General features: G+C 66.8%; 17 protein-coding genes. 6 read left to right on the top strand and 11 right to left on the bottom strand.

The window, feature by feature from the left end:
• Nucleotides 1-66 precede the first annotated feature (66 nt).
• The 11 genes from CVO77_RS08340 to CVO77_RS08290 all read right to left on the bottom strand — a co-directional run bounded on the left by CVO77_RS08340 (nt 67) and on the right by CVO77_RS08290 (nt 7,236).
• Complete coding sequence (locus CVO77_RS08340; RefSeq protein WP_088473840.1) at nt 67-1,056, bottom strand: FecR family protein; 990 nt, start codon at nt 1,054-1,056, stop codon at nt 67-69.
• Nucleotides 1,053-1,757 carry an RNA polymerase sigma factor gene (locus tag CVO77_RS08335; RefSeq protein ID WP_105998665.1) on the bottom strand — a complete coding sequence of 235 codons (705 nt, stop codon included), beginning with the start codon at nt 1,755-1,757 and terminating at the stop codon, nt 1,053-1,055. Before CVO77_RS08335 ends, CVO77_RS08340 begins: the two co-directional genes overlap by 4 nt.
• Nucleotides 1,758-1,914: 157 nt before the next feature.
• Nucleotides 1,915-2,526 carry a GntR family transcriptional regulator gene (locus CVO77_RS08330; protein WP_054586709.1) on the bottom strand — a complete coding sequence of 204 codons (612 nt, stop codon included), beginning with the start codon at nt 2,524-2,526 and terminating at the stop codon, nt 1,915-1,917.
• A complete protein-coding gene (locus tag CVO77_RS08325) occupies nt 2,523-3,401 on the bottom strand; it encodes a phytanoyl-CoA dioxygenase family protein (protein ID WP_088473842.1) in 879 nt (292 codons plus the stop codon). Before CVO77_RS08325 ends, CVO77_RS08330 begins: the two co-directional genes overlap by 4 nt.
• The gene (locus CVO77_RS08320; protein ID WP_054586711.1) at nt 3,398-4,021 is read right to left on the bottom strand and encodes an acyl-homoserine-lactone synthase; all 624 of its coding nucleotides are present in this window, start codon (nt 4,019-4,021) and stop codon (nt 3,398-3,400) included. Before CVO77_RS08320 ends, CVO77_RS08325 begins: the two co-directional genes overlap by 4 nt.
• Before the next feature lie 98 nt (nt 4,022-4,119).
• A complete protein-coding gene (locus tag CVO77_RS08315; RefSeq protein ID WP_084758121.1) occupies nt 4,120-4,878 on the bottom strand; it encodes a helix-turn-helix transcriptional regulator in 759 nt (252 codons plus the stop codon).
• A 277-nt stretch (nt 4,879-5,155) separates the two neighbouring features.
• Nucleotides 5,156-5,281 (bottom strand): hypothetical protein, encoded by a 126-nt coding sequence (locus CVO77_RS21800; RefSeq protein WP_275541966.1) that lies wholly within the window; start codon nt 5,279-5,281, stop codon nt 5,156-5,158.
• Between the two features lie 235 nt (nt 5,282-5,516).
• A complete protein-coding gene (locus CVO77_RS08305; RefSeq protein ID WP_088473844.1) occupies nt 5,517-6,161 on the bottom strand; it encodes an SOS response-associated peptidase in 645 nt (214 codons plus the stop codon).
• Between the two features lie 27 nt (nt 6,162-6,188).
• Nucleotides 6,189-6,701, bottom strand: a complete 513-nt coding sequence (locus tag CVO77_RS08300) for an SOS response-associated peptidase family protein (RefSeq protein WP_054586714.1) — start codon at nt 6,699-6,701, stop codon at nt 6,189-6,191.
• 12 nt (nt 6,702-6,713) lie between these two features.
• Complete coding sequence (locus CVO77_RS08295; RefSeq protein WP_054586715.1) at nt 6,714-7,043, bottom strand: hypothetical protein; 330 nt, start codon at nt 7,041-7,043, stop codon at nt 6,714-6,716.
• A gap of 1 nt (nt 7,044) precedes the next feature.
• Complete coding sequence (locus CVO77_RS08290; protein ID WP_054586716.1) at nt 7,045-7,236, bottom strand: DUF6771 family protein; 192 nt, start codon at nt 7,234-7,236, stop codon at nt 7,045-7,047.
• Nucleotides 7,237-7,422: 186 nt separating this feature from the next.
• Here CVO77_RS08290 and CVO77_RS08285 point away from each other — a divergent pair, with 186 nt between their 5' ends.
• The 6 genes from CVO77_RS08285 to CVO77_RS08260 all read left to right on the top strand — a co-directional run bounded on the left by CVO77_RS08285 (nt 7,423) and on the right by CVO77_RS08260 (nt 14,026).
• On the top strand, nt 7,423-8,421 hold the full coding sequence (locus CVO77_RS08285; RefSeq protein ID WP_088473845.1) for an ArdC family protein: 999 nt from the start codon (nt 7,423-7,425) through the stop codon (nt 8,419-8,421).
• A complete protein-coding gene (locus CVO77_RS08280) occupies nt 8,418-8,819 on the top strand; it encodes a DUF2958 domain-containing protein (protein WP_054586717.1) in 402 nt (133 codons plus the stop codon). Before CVO77_RS08285 ends, CVO77_RS08280 begins: the two co-directional genes overlap by 4 nt.
• A gap of 118 nt (nt 8,820-8,937) precedes the next feature.
• On the top strand, nt 8,938-11,070 hold the full coding sequence (locus tag CVO77_RS08275) for a ParB/RepB/Spo0J family partition protein (protein WP_084758123.1): 2,133 nt from the start codon (nt 8,938-8,940) through the stop codon (nt 11,068-11,070).
• Between the two features lie 200 nt (nt 11,071-11,270).
• Entirely contained in the window at nt 11,271-12,299 is a 1,029-nt protein-coding gene (locus CVO77_RS08270; RefSeq protein WP_088473846.1) for a DUF7146 domain-containing protein, read from the top strand.
• Nucleotides 12,300-12,554: 255 nt separating this feature from the next.
• On the top strand, nt 12,555-12,773 hold the full coding sequence (locus CVO77_RS08265; RefSeq protein ID WP_054586719.1) for a type II toxin-antitoxin system Y4mF family antitoxin: 219 nt from the start codon (nt 12,555-12,557) through the stop codon (nt 12,771-12,773).
• The gene (locus CVO77_RS08260; protein ID WP_054586720.1) at nt 12,770-14,026 is read left to right on the top strand and encodes a type II toxin-antitoxin system HipA family toxin; all 1,257 of its coding nucleotides are present in this window, start codon (nt 12,770-12,772) and stop codon (nt 14,024-14,026) included. The genes CVO77_RS08265 and CVO77_RS08260 overlap by 4 nt, the downstream gene beginning before the upstream one ends.
• Nucleotides 14,027-14,029 lie beyond the last annotated feature (3 nt).

Genomic DNA, 14,029 nt, shown 5'->3' with positions numbered 1-14,029 from the left:
CAAGGCGGTCAGTTGGGGGTGAGTTGACGGGACGAAGGAGGTGCCCTTAGCCAGTCGGTGAAAAAATTATCGGCGGCGGAGGTAGAGTGCGTCCGCTCGGCGCTCGACCCGCAGATCTAAGAGGGTCGCTATGCGCTCCGCGAATGGCTCGGTCTTGCTGATCTGGAAGCGCCCCGATACCTCGCGCGCCGCGATCGCGCTGTCTTCGATCATGATCGGAACCGCGGCGTAGCGATTGGCTTCGGCGACAAGCCGGTCGAGCCGGATCGAGCGATATTCGGCCCAGCCATCGGGCCAGTGTGCCGGAAGGGCCGGCGGAGGTCCGGCTTTTGGCGCCAATGTTCCGTCGGACCGATAGGCCAGCGCCGCGCCTTCGCGAAGCGGCGTGACCTGGTCCGCCACCGCATCGGTGCGGACCTCGGCCGCACCGCGCCGCAGCATTGCGGTGACCGTGCCGGCCTCGTCGAGACTGAGGTCGATCTCGGCATCATTCGCGCTTGCGGTGCCGCGTCCGGCGTCAATGCGCAGGGGGACGTCCTGCCCGGCCACCGAGAGACGAACCCGGCCCCTGACCAGACGCACTCTTCGCGCGTCTGTCCCCACGGCGACGTCGAGCCGGCTGTCGGTGTCGAGCGTCGCGCTCGACCCGTCGGCAAGCCGGAAGGTCCGTATTTCGCCGCGCCGTGTCTCCAGCGGCTCGGCGGCAAAGGCGGCCGAGCTGCCGCCCCGCTGACCGGGAAGCGGAGCGCCCCCGGCACCGATCGCGACGATCAGGAGCGCGAGCGCCGTCGCTGCTGCGCCCCACGGCAGCCACTTTTTGATCCGGCCGCGCCGCGCCTCGGCATGCGCGCTCCCGTGACGCTCCGATGTCTTGAGAATGGCGAGCGCCGCCATGCGCTGCTCGGCGCGCCGATAGGCCTCGCGGTTTTCGGCCGACCCGTTCAGCCAGGCATCGAACTCGCCGCGGAGCGCGGCTGCATCTTCGCCGCGCATCTTGATCAGCCATGCGCGCGCGATCTCGTCGAGCGAATAGTCGCCGTCACCTGCTTTGGTCATTGACCCTCGTCCACCACCTTCGAGATCTGAGCGAGCGCTCTCATCATATGATATTCCACCGTCGCGATGCTGATGCCGAGCGCCTCATGTATCTCGCGATAAGAGAGCTCGTCCACCCGGTGCATGAGGAAGACGCGGCGGGTCTTTGGCGGCAGGGCATCAACGGCCGCTTCATAGAGCCGAAGCAGATCGGCGGCTTCGAGATCCCACTCCTGACCGGCGGGCGTGGCGCCTTCACTCTCATCGCGCAGCGGAAAGAAGGTCGCGCGCGACGATTTCTGGCGCCTGGCGCGATCGATAAGCAGGTTCTGGGCGATACGACGCAGGAAACCGCCCGGATTGGCGAGCTGGTACCGCTGCTCGCTGCCCGCCGCGCGCGCAAAGACTTCCTGAACAAGATCGGGCGCTTCCTCGGCGCCCGCCTTGCGGCGCAGGAAATGAAAGAGCGACGTGCGGTGCGCTCGATAGGCCGCCTCGAGATCCTGGCCGGCCTCTGGCCGCTGTCTGCACTGCGGCGGCCGGTCGGCCGGATGCACATGGCAGGCCGAGGACGGTGAAAAGGGGTGACGCGGCGGCGCACGGTCGCGGCAGGTACAGGAAGACAAGGCGGTAGTCCCGGCCGGCACGAGCGAAAGCGTCCGGCCGCGGCCGGGCTTGCTCTTCCAGTGCTGTGCCGCCGTCTGGCCGCTCGCGCGGGCCATGGTCCGGTTGGGCCGCCGGTCCGGTCAGGGACTGGCGTGATTGATGACTGGCGAAATATTCCGCGAAGGAGCTGCCAGACATGCTCCTCCGCTCTGGAATCATGTCAATTTCGGGCGGTGCTGACAAGCAAAAGGATCGGGCGATGGCTCCGACTGCTCAAACATCGCGCCCCGGATGGTTGCCGAGCGCGCGAGCATAGCGTGCCGATTCGTGCGCTCGCCTTTCATGATAGCCGAGCAGCAGGCCCCGAAGCTCGGCTTGCGGTGCGGCTTCGGCGACCGCGGTCTCGATCCGCTGATATTCGGCTTCGACTTCCGAAAGGATCGCCGCGTCGAATTGCCTCGAAAACTGCAACCGGTCGCCGATCGCCGCGATACTCGCGACGATTTCGCCGTTCGACGATCGTTCGGCGATGGCGAGGAACAGGTCAGCGAACCGGTCGGGATAGGGCTGGTCGGCCGACACCGAGGCTGCAAAGCCTTTGGGCGTGGTCGCGACGGCGGCGAGCAGCAGGATCAGGTGAAGCTCGAGCAGGTCGCGAAACTCTGTCTCGGCAAGATAATGGACGTGAAATCCCTCTCCCGGCCTGAAATCGACCATGCGTTCGCCATCCAGCCGAAAGAGGCTGTCGCGCACCGGTGTGAGGCTGACGCCAAGCTCGTCGGCCACCCGCGCGGCTTCGATCCGCGCGCCTGTGGGCCATATACCCCCCATCAGGCGCCGCTTGATTGCTTCATAGGTCGGCTCGAATACGTGCGCGGGACTCATCGGCCGCTCCTTTCGGTCGCAGCGAAATCGGCGACGGCATCGGCCTGGTCGGGACGCAGCGCGTCGACCGCGCCTATCGGGCCGGACGGTTCGCCTTGCAGGAGGATCGAGGGGCACTGGCCTTCATAGTTGCCGAGGTTGGGGCGGTGCTGCGCACAGCCTGCGAGCGCCGCGAGCTCCGGCGGGAAGTGCCGCGCGACGTCGGGCGGGTAGGTCAGCCACAGATTTTCATAGGGTTTGAGCCAGCCAAGGCTGTAGCTGACGAGCACGCCGCGCCGGACATTCTTGCTACGGTTCGCGCCGGCGCCGTGCGCGGTCGATCCGAGAAAGCAGATCGCCGCGCCGGGTTCGCATTCGGCATATATAGGAGGGCCGGGATCCTCTTTCGCCATGCCGGTGACGCCTTGGCTTTCGGGGAAAATCTGTGTCGCGCCATTCTCCTTCGTGAAGGAGGTCAGCGGCCAGAGGATGTTGACGAGATATTCCTGGGTTCCGTCTGCGCCGCGCCACATGTCCTGGTCGCGGTGCGGGAACTGCCGCACTTCGCCGGGGTGAATCTCGATCGCCTGGGCGAGGTTCAGCTGCATGCGCTCGCATCCCGGCCCGAGGATTGCTTCGACGGCGGAAAGGATGACGGGGTCGAGCACCAGATCGGCCACGTGCCGCGAGCGCCGCAGCAGGCTGCCGAACCGCTTCGTTCGCCGGCCGTAGAAGTCGCCCTCGCAAAAGGGCGTCTCGGCAAAGACCGGATCGAGATCGCTGGCGAGGGCGTGTACGGTCGCGCTCGCCCGCTCATGCAGGATGCAAAAGCCGTTGCCGCGAAGTTCGCCGACGAGGCGGGTGGAAAGGTCGGCCTGGGTGAGATCCGCCGTCATGGTGCAAGTTCCCCACCTTCGAGCTTGAGCCCGAGCGGCGTCCATGTCCCCGTTCGTTGCAGGCCGGGAAGCGTGTCGGCGTCGATCCGGATGCCGAACGCGAGGATCGGGCCGGCGCTGCCCGGGAGAGCGGGACCGAGCGCGCGGCAGGACCAGCCGAAACCGCTGATCTTCGCGAACCAGCGCGCCTCCGCGATCCCGACATATTCGCGGATGCCATTGTGGAGGGCATGGTCCGCAAGCGCGCTGACGAGCTGGTTGCGGGCGTCGAGACGCTCGGCGGCCGATTGCGCGGGGTCGAGGCAGAAGCGGCTGATTTCCCAGACCGCCTCGCCGGATGGCGCGCCGTCGGGGCAGAGATGGGGATAGAGATCGCCGAGGAGATGCGGTGCGGTCGTCGGCAGCAACCGCGCCGATGCCCGGTGGCGCAGATCGTCCGGATCAAGCAGAATCAGATATCGAGCATGCGGATTATCGAACTGGTCGAGCTCGAAACGCCCATCGAGAGCGGGAAGATCCCACTTCAGAAGATCGATGAAAACCTGCTTTCGGGCTGCGAACATGGCGCGCAGCGCCGCGTCGCCGGGCGCAGCCTGCGCCCGCGTGGATTGATCGGTCATAGGTCATCCTTGGTTGCTGGATGCCCGAGTCAGACCATCAATCTCGCGGGTCGGCTATGCCCATTTCTGGGCAAGCCTTTCGCCTTTTGGCGCTCGCCTCAGTCGGGACGCCACCAGTCATAGACGTCTGAAAAGCCGATCAGGCCGTCGTACAGAGCGCAGAGGATCAGCATCGAGCGGCAGTGGACCGAATAGCGGTCGCGGGCCATCTTGAGGTGGCGGACCACCGTTTCCTGGCTGATCCCGAGAATGTCGGCGATTTCGCCCGCCGTCTTGCCGCGCGCCGACCAGAGCACACATTCGCGCTGGCGCTCGGTGAGGACCGATCGCGGCCGCGGGGCTGCCGCACCCATGAAGTCGCGCGCTCTCGCGATCGCAATCGCGCCGATGATTTCGGCGACGTTGAGCATATGGCACGGCAGATCGGTGTGCGGGCCGACCGCGAAGGAGCAGGAGCCCATGGCTTCGCCCGGCAGGTGTCGCGGAACGGTGAAGCCGTCGCCGACACCGCTCGCTCGCGCGACATTCATCAACTGCCGGTCGCTGCGCGAGAGGGGGATATAGTGCTCGACGTTGCGCCACGCGAACCCGGTGACCGCACGTTCACCGGCCCGGCGGATCGGGTCTGTCGCACTGAGGTCGAGGCCGATGTAGATCTTGGCCCAGGCTTCGGGATAATTATGGACGAGCATCGATGCGGCCTCGCCGCCGCGCCGGTCGAAGGCGAGAGCGAAATGGTCGAAACCCATGCGCTCGGCCGCGTTCGCCAGCGCTGCAAAAAGTTGTTCCTGCTGTCCCGCGCCTGAAATTTCGTGGGCGAGCTCCTCCGTCAGATGAAAATGCTTCACATCGATCATCGGCCGCTGACGCGTTCCCGACCCGGCTGTCCGCGGTCCGCTCCCTTGGGTCGCGCGCCAGCGGTTCCTCTCCGCGGCGCACGAGGTTCGACAATGGTCCGACGGGTCCTGACATTGCGCGGCGGGTCGCTGTTTTCGCGGCCTCGGCGCTACAATCGATCGGCGTAGATGGTCTAACATCCAGATAAGCCGCGTAAAGCTTCGAGGCCCGAGAGATGGATCCAGTCTGACACTTCATGTGCCATACTGCCGACCGGGGCGCGCTAGTGAACCGGGTTCAATTACGGGCGACTGCCCGGATCGCGCCGACGATCCCGGCGACGAACGATCCCGCGACGAGCGTCGTCAGCAGCCAGAACTCGATCGCGATGGCGCGGTGCTTCCATTTGGGTTCGCGAGGCATCGGGACGGCATGGCAGCGATGCGCATTGTAGGACAGACGAAAAAGGCCTCGCCTTTCGGCGAGGCCCTCCCGGCTTTCGATGGCAAGGAGCCGCATCGAAAATCGTCCCCCCCTCGAATCGTCTTGGGTCGCAGTCGACGATTCGAAAGTTGGTGGGTGCTAGCCGGTAATCCGGAAGAGTCAACATGCGGTTTACGCTACGCCTTCCATGATAAAATAGCCTATTCTTAGCCCGCTAGAAGAGCGTGGGTGAGCCGGTCGGCGGCTTCCGGCTGAACCAGGGAATGTCGGTGCGTTCTACGGGAAGCCGCTCTGCGGGATATTGGGTGACGAGCATCATGGCGTCTGCGGGTTCCGCGCGCAGCCATCGGTCATGATCGGAGGCCTGCAGGATGACCGGCATCCGGTCGTGGACATCGAAAAGCTCCTTCGTCGCATCGACCATCACCATCGTGTAGCAATCGCCCCATTCGTCGCTCGGGCGCCAGAGACCGGCGCAGGCAGCGAGTGGCTGGTCGGTGGGGCTGATCCATGTCTGCGTCATCCGGCCCTTTTCGCCTTCGGCCTCGGCGAAGGCGGTGAAGGGGATGAGGCAGCGCTGCGCCGGGTTGGTGAACCAGGTACGCCAGAAGCTCATCAGTTTGTCGTCGCGCGCATTGTTTACGGGCTTCGGCTTGCTGGTCGCCTTCATATGCTTGAGCCGGACCGGAAACCCCCAGGTCATCGCCTCGAGCGCGCGCGCGCCGCCATCCTCGCGCACGACGAACCCCTGCCCGCCGGGATAGACGTCGCCGGGCTGCGCGTTGGTGAGCGGGCGGCGCGCACCGAAGGCCGACGCGACCTCGTCGACCGAGGCCTTGAGCGTCACCAGATTGCACATGATCGCGCCTCCTTGCCGTGTTTCCGGTCAGGCCGCTCCTAAGAGCTCGTCGAAATTCTGCTGAATCGGCGGCATGATGCTGAAGCTGTTCTTGGGGAAGGGCTGCAATATGTCCAGCGGCGGCCGCGTCCCCATCAGCCAATCGAACCAGTCCTCGGGGCGCACCACGGCAACATGCCGGTCCTTGTGCGGCGCCAGATCGTCATAGGCCGGAACGGTGAGCGCGGCGAAACTTTCTGGCCAAAGGCGGTGCGCTGGCCGCCAGACCGCCGCGATGCAGAAGAAGGGCTCGTCGGTGATCAGGCTGGCCGCATATATCGTCTTGCCACGCTTCACGAGGCCGAACGCATTGGCGAGCAGCAGGCAGGGCCGGTCGATGATCGCGGTCTCGGACTTGAGCAGCGGAATCTGGAAGATGTCGGCGTCGCGCGAGTGCAGGCCCCAGAGCATTTCCTTCTCGCGCTCGCGCTGGCCGTCCCACACCATCACCCGGTGTATCTTGCCGATGCCGACGAGTGCGTCATCGCTTTCGATATCCATGGGTTTTAATCCTCATGCACGGAAGCGGCTGAGCGCCCGCTTCCATTCGCGTTCGTCGGGCATGGGCAAGGCGATATCGTCGGGACCGGGATCGACCAGCTCGATCCGCACCGGGCGAACGCGCTTGCCGGTCCGGGCGCCGCAGCGAACGCACCAGAATTTCTCACGTGCCTTGCCGAGATCATCGTCCCACATCTTGCACTGGAAGCGCCACCAGATTCCATAGGGGTTGAAGGTCGCGCTGTGTCCGCAGCGGCAGACGGGCTTGATCGCCCGAAACCAGGCGGCCGCCTCGAAGATGTGCGTTGCTCGGGGCTGCCCCTCTTTGGTCCAGCCGCCCACGTCACAGCGAAAGCCCGAGCTGGTCGGGACTCGCGGGCTCCGCGCCCGCGCGAACGCTCTCGACGATTGCGCGGGCAAGTTCGAACGCCGCCTCGACCCGGATATGGCTCGTCGGTGCGGTAATCCCGACGCGCGCCCAGCCGGGGGCGGCAAGAATGGTTTCGGCGACTCGGGCGGTATCGATTTTATCCATGCCGCAAAGAGAACATAGGAAGAACATTTTGGCAAGGCTGCGAGCGATGCACGGTCGGGCAGCGTCGGCGTGCGTCGGCCGTGCGGCGGCGATGCCGCCGCACGCGAGCCCGAGGGGAGCCCGGACGCCGGGACGGATCGGGCGCGGCGAGAGAGGCTCGCCGCCGGTCCGCCGCGGAGAACCGATATGTCTTGTTCTGTCAAACCATCGCGCCAGCGCGGCGCGCGCGCGACCCTCTACGAAGAGATCACCAGCCGGATCATCGCCGAGCTCGAAGCCGGGCGGTTGCCCTGGGTTCAGCCTTGGGATGCGGGCCGGGCCGCGGCCGGTCTCCCCTATAATGTGGTGAGCGACCGGCGCTACAGCGGCATCAACATCCTCACCCTCTGGCATGCGGTTATGAGCCGGGGCTTTCGGGGCCATGGTTTCCTGACTTTTCGTCAAGCGCTCGCGCTGGGGGGCAGTGTCCGCCGCGGCGAGCGCGGGATCGGGGTCATCTATACCCGGCGCGCGGCAGCCGACGCGTCCGAGCCCGGCGGCGGCGGGGCGGGCGAATGCAAGGGCGGCTTTTCTTTCCTGAAGCAGTTCACTGTTTTTTCGGTCGACCAGTGCGATGGCCTGCCCGACAAATATCATGTTGCCGCGCCGCCCGTGCCCGAAGGCTTGATCCTTCCGCAGGCAGCCGAGCTGATTGCAGCCACCGGGGCCGAAGTCCGCATCGGCGGCGCATCGGCCTATTACAGCCCGCGCCACGATTTCGTCGCGGTGCCGCATCCGCAGGATTTCTACGCGCCGGTTGATTGGCACCGGACCGCCTTTCACGAACTCGGTCACTGGACGGGCCATGAGAGCCGCCTGGCCCGCGATCAGAGCGGCAGTTTCGGCTCGAAGCCTTATGGTCATGAAGAACTCATCGCCGAAATGGCGGGCGCGTTCGTCTGCGCCGCGCTCGGTATCAGCCCGAGCGTGCGCCACGCCGACTATATCGGCTCCTGGCTTGCGATCATCCGCGAGGATCATCGCGCAATCCTGCGTACCGCCAGTGCTGCGTCGAAGGCCGCCGACTATCTGCTCGCCTTCCGCGCTGGCCCGCCGGCTCATCGCGCTGCCGCGTCGACAGCCACACCGTCCGTCCTTCCAGACGGGGTCGAGAGCCGCATGGTCAGCGGAAGGATCGCGGCATGAGCCTCCTCACGCCCGACATCGCCGCCCGGCTCACCGCCAACGCCCGCACCCGCATCGACGCGGTCCGGCGCGGCCTGCGCGAGCCCGACCCGAGGCCCGTGGTCCGCTTCTTCAATCCGGTCGGCGCCGCGACCTGGCTGGCCACCGAGTTGGACCCCGACGGCATATTGTTCGGCCTTGCCGATCTCGGCTTCGGTTGCCCCGAACTCGGAAGTTTCTCGCTCGCCGAACTCGAGGCGGTCCGGCTCCCGTTCGGGCTCGGCATCGAGCGCGATCTCCTGTTCGAGGCCCAGCATCCGCTGTCGGTCTACGCCGCGGCGGCCCGCGCCGCGGGTTCGGTCGTGCTGGGCGAGCGGCGCCTCGCTGCCGCGGAGCGCCGCCTCTCGGGGCGCGCGTGACGCGGATGATCTTCGGGTCCGCCGGTGGCGGACCCGCGAGGAAGAGGAAGGCCGGGGCCTCGTGACGGGCTTGACAGCCGAGGGAGTGTCCCGCGGCGGCCCGTCATGGAGAATGGCCATGGCCAGTGCAAAACGAAAGATCACCCTCAGCCCGTCGCGCGATATCCCGTTCGACCGGCTTGTCCTCAGCCAGGCGAACGTCCGGCGCGTAAAGGCGGGCGTGTCGATCGGCGAACTTGCCGACGACATCGCGCGCCGCACCCTGCTGCAGAGCCTCAATGTGCGCCCGCAGCGGACCGATGAAGGCGCGGAGACCGGCTTCTTCGAAATCCCGGCGGGCGGCCGCCGCTATCGCGCGCTCGAACTGCTCGTGAAGCAGAAGCGGCTCGCGAAGGATGCGCCGGTCCCCTGCATCGTCCAGCAGACCGCCGGCATTCTCGCCGAGGAGGACAGCTATGCCGAAAACGCCGTTCGCGAGGCGCTGCATCCGCTCGACCAGTTCCGCGCGATGCAGGCGATGGTGGACAAGGGCGCCGAAGTCGAGGCGATCGCGGCGTATTTTATGACGACGCCCGCCGTCGTTCGCCAGCGTCTCAAGCTCGCCTCGGTCGCCCCGGCGCTGCACGAGCTCTATGCCGAGGATGAAATGACCCTGGATCAGTTGATGGCCTTCACGGTATCGGACGACCATGAGCGGCAGGTCCAGACCTGGGAACTGCTCGCGCACAGCTTCAACAAGTCCCCGGCCTTCATTCGCAGCAAGCTGACCGAGAACAGCGTGCGCGCCGCCGACAAACGCGTTCGCTTCGTGTCCGCCGACGCCTATGTTGCGGCAGGCGGCAGTATCGTGCGCGATCTCTTCGAGGCGGACGATGGCGGCTGGCTGACCGACCCCGCGCTGCTCGACCGGCTCGTGTCCGAAAAGCTCGCGGCCATCGCCGAGCGCATCGGCGGCGAAGGCTGGAAGTGGGTCGAGGCTCTCGTCGATTTTCCCTATGGCGCGACCCGGGGCCTGCGCGCTCTGGGCAGCAGCGAGGTGCCGATGACGGAGGAGGAAGCGGCGCAGGTCGTCGCGCTCGAAGCGGAGGCGGACGCGCTGTCGCACAAATGGGCCGACGAGCCCGACGTTCCCGAGGAGGTGCATGCGCGCCTCGAGGCGATCGAATGCGAGATCGGTGCGCTCGCCGATCGGCCGCAGATCTTCGACGACGCCGAGGTGGCGCTCGCCGGCGCATTCGTCTCGATCGACTATGACGGGACGATCCGGGTCGACCGCGGCTTCGTGCGGGCCGAAGATGAGCCTGCCGCCGAGGAGGAAGAGGTTGCGGATGCGGCCGAGCCGAGCAACGATAACGAGCCCGATCGCGAAGCCGGCGCCGATGCAGGCGGCGAGGAGTGCGATGGGTCGGGCGCGGATGCGGAAGAAGACACGCTGAAACCGCTGCCCGAGCGGATCGTGTCGGACCTGACGGCCTGGCGGACGCTCGCGCTGCAGGATGCCTTTGCGGCCAGCCCGCAGGCCGCCTTCGCCGCGGTGCTCCACGCGCTCGTCCTGTCGATCTTCTACCGGACCAGCCACGAGACCTGCCTCAAGCTGTCGGTATCGACGGTCTATTTCACCAACGAGCCCGCCGGGCTGCGCGACTGCGCCCCCGCCCGGTCGATCGAGGCCCGGCACGCCGCCTGGCGCGAGAAGCTGCCGACCGGGGACGCCGACCTCTGGGACGCCTTGCTTGCCCTCGATGCCAATGAGCAGGCGATGCTGTTCGCGCATTGCGCTTCGCTCGGCGTCAATGCGCAGGCCGAGATCCTGCCCAAATATCCGAACGGGCGCATCTCGGCGCACGGCGTCGAGCGCCGGATCGTCCACAGCCATGTGCTCGCGCGCGTGGTGAACCTCGATGTCGTCGCGGCCGGCTGGCGCCCGACCGCCGACGGTTATTTCCGGGGTGTGACGAAGGCGCGGCTTCTCGCCGACGTCGCCGAAGCGCGCGGGCCCGAGTTCGCCGGCATGATCGACCATCTCAAGAAGCCGGACATGGCCCGCGAAGCCGAAAAGCTGCTCGAGGACTCGGGCTGGGTCCCCGAGCCGATGCGGACCCCCGCCCTCGAAGCGGTTGGCGGTGACGCGGATGCGGGCCACGCCGATGCCGTTCCTGGAACGGACGAGGCGGTGACCGGGACCGAAGCCCTGGGTGGGGAAGGCGACGGTGACGGCGACTGGGATGAGATGCCCGTGGCCGCCGAATGAGCGTTGGGCGGGGCGGCTTCGGTCGTCCCGCCCTTTTTTCGTTCGCGGCGATCGGCGCGTGCCGCGCGTCGCGGCATATTGTTGAAACGGGCGGGCGCTCTGTGCCATCCTCCGCTCTGCCGGCAGGGGCTGCCGGCGCCGTTTGCGAGGATCGGTCGTTGCTGGCGACCGCCGTCCCGCGCTCGTCGCCGGAGAGCCTTATGGACAGCATTTCCGATATCGTCGTCCGCCTTGCCGACAATGCCGAGGCCGTCTGCCGCCGCTATCTTCCGAACGGCCGCCGCGAAGGCCGCTACTGGCTCGTCGGCGATATCCGCGGCACGCCGGGTCGCAGCCTCTATGTGCTCCTGTCCGGTGAGAGCGGTGCGCGCGGTCGGGCCGGCAAATGGACCGATGCCGCGAGCGGCGAGCATGGCGATCTCCTCGACATCATCGCCGCGAGCTGCGACCACGCTTCGATGCGTGATACGCTTACCGAGGCGCGGCGCTTTCTGAGCCTGCCCATGCCGCTGCCGGATAGCGCTGCGCTGCGCGCTCGCAAGGTCCGGCAGGGAACGGAAGCGGCGGCGCGGCGGCTCTGGGCGGCATCGAAAACGGCCGAGGGCACGCTGGCCTCGGCCTATCTGGCGTCGCGCGGCCTTGGCATTGAATCCGCGGCGGGATCGCTGCGCTATCATCCGCGCTGCTATTATCGCGCCTCGCGCGACGATGCTGCCAACGTGCCGTCGGCCTGGCCGGCGATGATCGCCGCGGTGACCGATGATCTGGGCGTCGTCGTCGGTGTCCATCGCACCTGGCTGGCGCCTTCGGGCGGCAAGGCGCTCGTCGCCGATCCGCGCCGCGCCTTGGGCCATCTTCTCGGGCACGGCGTTCGCTTCGGCGCTGCCGGCGAGGTCATGGCTGCCGGCGAGGGTATCGAAACCATCCTGTCGCTGCGCGAAGCGCTGCCCGAAATGCCGATGATCGCGGGGCTGTCGGCGGCACATCTCGCTGCCATCGAATTTCCGGAATCGCTGCGCCGCCTCTATGTCGCCCGCGACAGGGACCCGGCTGGGGCGGCTGCGTTGGCAACGCTCGGCGCACGCGCGGCCTCGGCAGGCGTCGCGGTCCTGCCGCTCGATCCGCGCCACGGCGATTTCAACGAGGACCTCATGGCGGTTGGTATCATGGGCCTTGTTGTCGGCGTGAGGGAGCAACTCGCGCCCGAGGATAGGGGGCTTCTGACATGATCCCGTCCTTGCGGCCGTCTGCCTCGGGGTGGCAACGCCTCTAGGTAGCAACCTTCCTGTGTGTCGCGCGATCGATCGGCCTGCCGGGCGTGAGCCGTCAGCTCGAAGCCGGCTCGCGGAGATGGGGCGGTGCGATATTCCCGATCGGGAATTATATAGGCCCCATTCGCTTTCAAAGTCATAATATTCCCGATCGGTAAAATTACTTGAAGAGACGGTCCTCCTCTGCTACAAAATTCCCGAACGGGAAGATTTATGGATATCGGTAGCATAGGGCAGATGGTGCGCCGCGTGCGCAAGCGGGCAGGGCTCCGCCAAGACGAACTCGCGGGCGCGGCGGGCGTCGGCATCCGCTTCATCGTCGATCTCGAAGCCGGCAAGCCGACTCTCCAGGTCGGCAAGGTGCTGCATGTCCTCGACGCGCTCGGCATCGTCGTTGCGCTGACCACGCGTAGCGAAGGCCTGACGGGATGAGTGTCCTCATCATTTATTGGGATGGCGTGCGGGTCGGCAATCTGGCCCGCAATGGCGAGGGCACCATGTTGTTCCGCTATGACGACGAATGGCTCGCCGATCCGGCGTTTCGCTCCATTTCGGCATCGCTTCCCCGGCAAGAGGGGGCCTTTACCCGCGCCCAAACCCGGCCCTTTTTCGCTGGCCTTCTCCCCGACGAGGGGCAGCGCGAGGCCGCCGCCCGGGCCGCGGGCGTCTCGCGGCAGAATGACTATGCGCTGCTCGACGCCCTTGGCGGCGATGTCGCCGGTGCGCTCGTCATTCTGCCGGAAGCGGAGGCGGTGCCCGCGCCGTCGGCCGCGGCACCCGAAGCTCTCGATCAGGACGCGCTGGCGGCGCTTCTGGAAGAGCTTCCGCGCCGTCCCTTTCTCGTCGGCGACGAGGGCATCCGCATGTCGCTCGCCGGCGCGCAGCCGAAGCTTCCCGTCATATTGGTCGATGGCGCGCCGGCCTTGCCGCCGCCGGGGCAGCCGACGACACATATCGTCAAGCCCGCGATCGCCCGCTTCGAGAATAGCGTCGAAACCGAGGCCTTCGCGATGCGTCTCGCGGCGGCGGTCGATCTTGACGTTGCCCGGGTCGAGCCGCGGCGGGCGGGCGCGATCGCCTACCTCCTCGTCGAACGCTTCGACCGGCGCCTTGAGGGCGGCATCATTCGCCGTATCCACCAGGAAGACTTCTGCCAGGCGCTCGGTATCGCGCCCGAGAATAAATATGCGATCGAGGGCGGGCCGGGCTTTGCCGCCTGCTTCGACCTCGTCCGCCGGACCTGCACGACGCCCGCGCGCGACCTGCTGCGTCTGCTCGACGCCGCCATCTTCAATGCGGTCATCGGCAACGCCGACGCGCATGGCAAGAATTTCAGCCTTCTCTACGCAGATGATGAAGGCGACGCGGCGACGCATCTGGCACCGCTCTACGACCTGATGGTCACCGCTTATTATCCCGAAGTGGCGACCCGCTTCGCCATGCCCATCGGACGCGCGAACCAGCTCGAAAATCTCGATGCGGACGCATGGGCGCGCTTCGCTGCCGACATGCAGCTTGGCGTCCCCTTCGTCCGCCGCCGCGTATACACACTCGCAGGCCGTATACGCGACGCTGCGCCCGCTGTTGCCGCGACCCTTGCCGCTGAGGGCTGCGAAGCGTCGGTGCTGGACAACCTCGCCGCACTCGTCGCCGCGCGCGCCGACAGGATCGGCGGCGCGCTCTAGCCG

The organism is Sphingopyxis lindanitolerans, from assembly GCF_002993885.1.
GTDB lineage: Bacteria > Pseudomonadota > Alphaproteobacteria > Sphingomonadales > Sphingomonadaceae > Sphingopyxis > Sphingopyxis lindanitolerans.
The sequence above is the reverse complement of the archived record's forward strand: the minus strand, read 5'-3'. Positions and strand labels throughout refer to the sequence as shown.

What these genes read in the sequence shown, in the direction of transcription:
- CVO77_RS08335 (WP_105998665.1), bottom strand. Translation starts at nt 1,757, where the DNA reads ATGGCCCGCGCGAGCGGCCAGACGGCGGCACAGCACTGGAAGAGCAAG.
- CVO77_RS08280 (WP_054586717.1), top strand. Translation starts at nt 8,418, where the DNA reads ATGAGCCTCCTCACGCCCGACATCGCCGCCCGGCTCACCGCCAACGCC.
- CVO77_RS08275 (WP_084758123.1), top strand. Translation starts at nt 8,938, where the DNA reads ATGGCCAGTGCAAAACGAAAGATCACCCTCAGCCCGTCGCGCGATATC.
- CVO77_RS08265 (WP_054586719.1), top strand. Translation starts at nt 12,555, where the DNA reads ATGGATATCGGTAGCATAGGGCAGATGGTGCGCCGCGTGCGCAAGCGG.
- CVO77_RS08300 (WP_054586714.1), bottom strand. Translation starts at nt 6,701, where the DNA reads ATGGATATCGAAAGCGATGACGCACTCGTCGGCATCGGCAAGATACAC.
- CVO77_RS08270 (WP_088473846.1), top strand. Translation starts at nt 11,271, where the DNA reads ATGGACAGCATTTCCGATATCGTCGTCCGCCTTGCCGACAATGCCGAG.
- CVO77_RS21800 (WP_275541966.1), bottom strand. Translation starts at nt 5,281, where the DNA reads ATGCCTCGCGAACCCAAATGGAAGCACCGCGCCATCGCGATCGAGTTC.
- CVO77_RS08315 (WP_084758121.1), bottom strand. Translation starts at nt 4,878, where the DNA reads ATGATCGATGTGAAGCATTTTCATCTGACGGAGGAGCTCGCCCACGAA.
- CVO77_RS08285 (WP_088473845.1), top strand. Translation starts at nt 7,423, where the DNA reads ATGTCTTGTTCTGTCAAACCATCGCGCCAGCGCGGCGCGCGCGCGACC.
- CVO77_RS08340 (WP_088473840.1), bottom strand. Translation starts at nt 1,056, where the DNA reads ATGACCAAAGCAGGTGACGGCGACTATTCGCTCGACGAGATCGCGCGC.
- CVO77_RS08330 (WP_054586709.1), bottom strand. Translation starts at nt 2,526, where the DNA reads ATGAGTCCCGCGCACGTATTCGAGCCGACCTATGAAGCAATCAAGCGG.
- CVO77_RS08320 (WP_054586711.1), bottom strand. Translation starts at nt 4,021, where the DNA reads ATGACCGATCAATCCACGCGGGCGCAGGCTGCGCCCGGCGACGCGGCG.
- CVO77_RS08260 (WP_054586720.1), top strand. Translation starts at nt 12,770, where the DNA reads ATGAGTGTCCTCATCATTTATTGGGATGGCGTGCGGGTCGGCAATCTG.
- CVO77_RS08325 (WP_088473842.1), bottom strand. Translation starts at nt 3,401, where the DNA reads ATGACGGCGGATCTCACCCAGGCCGACCTTTCCACCCGCCTCGTCGGC.
- CVO77_RS08290 (WP_054586716.1), bottom strand. Translation starts at nt 7,236, where the DNA reads ATGGATAAAATCGATACCGCCCGAGTCGCCGAAACCATTCTTGCCGCC.
- CVO77_RS08305 (WP_088473844.1), bottom strand. Translation starts at nt 6,161, where the DNA reads ATGTGCAATCTGGTGACGCTCAAGGCCTCGGTCGACGAGGTCGCGTCG.